Genomic DNA, 1,673 nt, shown 5'->3' with positions numbered 1-1,673 from the left:
TGCTGCAATGACACGACTTCGGCGGTACGCTTGAGCCCCGCTACATTGTCGGCGCGGAATCACTAGACCAGTGAGCTATTACGCACTCTTTCAAGGGTGGCTGCTTCTAAGCCAACCTCCTGGTTGTCTCTGCGACTCCACATCCTTTCCCACTTAGCGTACGCTTAGGGGCCTTAGTCGATGCTCTGGGCTGTTTCCCTCTCGACCATGGAGCTTATCCCCCACAGTCTCACTGCCGCGCTCTCACTTACCGGCATTCGGAGTTTGGCTAAGGTCAGTAACCCGGTAGGGCCCATCGCCTATCCAGTGCTCTACCTCCGGCAAGAAACACACGACGCTGCACCTAAATGCATTTCGGGGAGAACCAGCTATCACGGAGTTTGATTGGCCTTTCACCCCTAACCACAGGTCATCCCCCAGGTTTTCAACCCTGGTGGGTTCGGTCCTCCACGAAGTCTTACCTCCGCTTCAACCTGCCCATGGCTAGATCACTCCGCTTCGGGTCTTGAGCGTGCTACTAAAAACGCCCTATTCGGACTCGCTTTCGCTACGGCTTCCCCACTCGGGTTAACCTCGCAACACACCGCAAACTCGCAGGCTCATTCTTCAAAAGGCACGCAGTCACGAGACGCCAAGCAAGCTTGACGTCCGACGCTCCCACGGCTTGTAGGCACACGGTTTCAGGTACTATTTCACTCCGCTCCCGCGGTACTTTTCACCATTCCCTCACGGTACTATCCGCTATCGGTCACCAGGGAATATTTAGGCTTAGCGGGTGGTCCCGCCAGATTCACACGGGATTTCTCGGGCCCCGTGCTACTTGGGTGTCTCTCAAACGAGCCGCTGATGTTTCGACTACGGGGGTCTTACCCTCTACGCCGGACCTTTCGCATGTCCTTCGCCTACATCAACGGTTTCTGACTCGTCCTGTCGCCGGCAGACGACAGAAGAGAGATCCCACAACCCCGAATGCGCAACCCCTGCCGGGTCTCACACGCATACGGTTTGGCCTCATCCGGTTTCGCTCGCCACTACTCCCGGAATCACGGTTGTTTTCTCTTCCTGCGGGTACTGAGATGTTTCACTTCCCCGCGTTCCCTCCACACTGCCTATGTGTTCAGCAGCGGGTGACAGCCCATGACGACTGCCGGGTTTCCCCATTCGGAAACCCCCGGATCAAAGCCTGGTTGACGACTCCCCGGGGACTATCGTGGCCTCCCACGTCCTTCATCGGTTCCTGGTGCCAAGGCATCCACCGTGCGCCCTTAAAAACTTGGCCACAGATGCTCGCGTCCACTGTGCAGTTCTCAAACAACGACCAGCCACCCATCACCCCCAACCTAGGCTGGAGTTCACTGGGGCCGGCATCAGAAGGACGACCTTGCGGCCGTGCCCTCAGACACCCAACAGCGTGCCCGACCCGGTTCCGCCCGGAGATCATGCGTTCCACGCTCCGAAGAGCAGTACTGGCAAGCCTCCGACCCGAGAACCGGACCGAATAATCAACGTTCCACCCATGAGCAACCAGCATCGGACGTTCGCCGATGAACTGGCCCCTGGACAACCTTGCGGCTGCCTAGAAGTGCTCCTTAGAAAGGAGGTGATCCAGCCGCACCTTCCGGTACGGCTACCTTGTTACGACTTCGTCCCAATCGCCAGTCCCACCTTCGACA

2 rRNA genes are annotated in these 1,673 nt (G+C 57.9%); both read right to left on the bottom strand.

The window, feature by feature from the left end:
- Nucleotides 1-1,279, bottom strand: a 23S ribosomal RNA gene (locus ACZ7DE_RS40990); the annotation flags it as partial.
- 314 nt (nucleotides 1,280-1,593) lie between these two features.
- Nucleotides 1,594-1,673 (bottom strand): 16S ribosomal RNA (locus tag ACZ7DE_RS40985); the annotation flags it as partial.

It is taken from the genome of Streptomyces sp. NPDC037083 (genome assembly GCF_055606485.1).
This window is presented reverse-complemented; position numbering and strand designations above follow the sequence as displayed.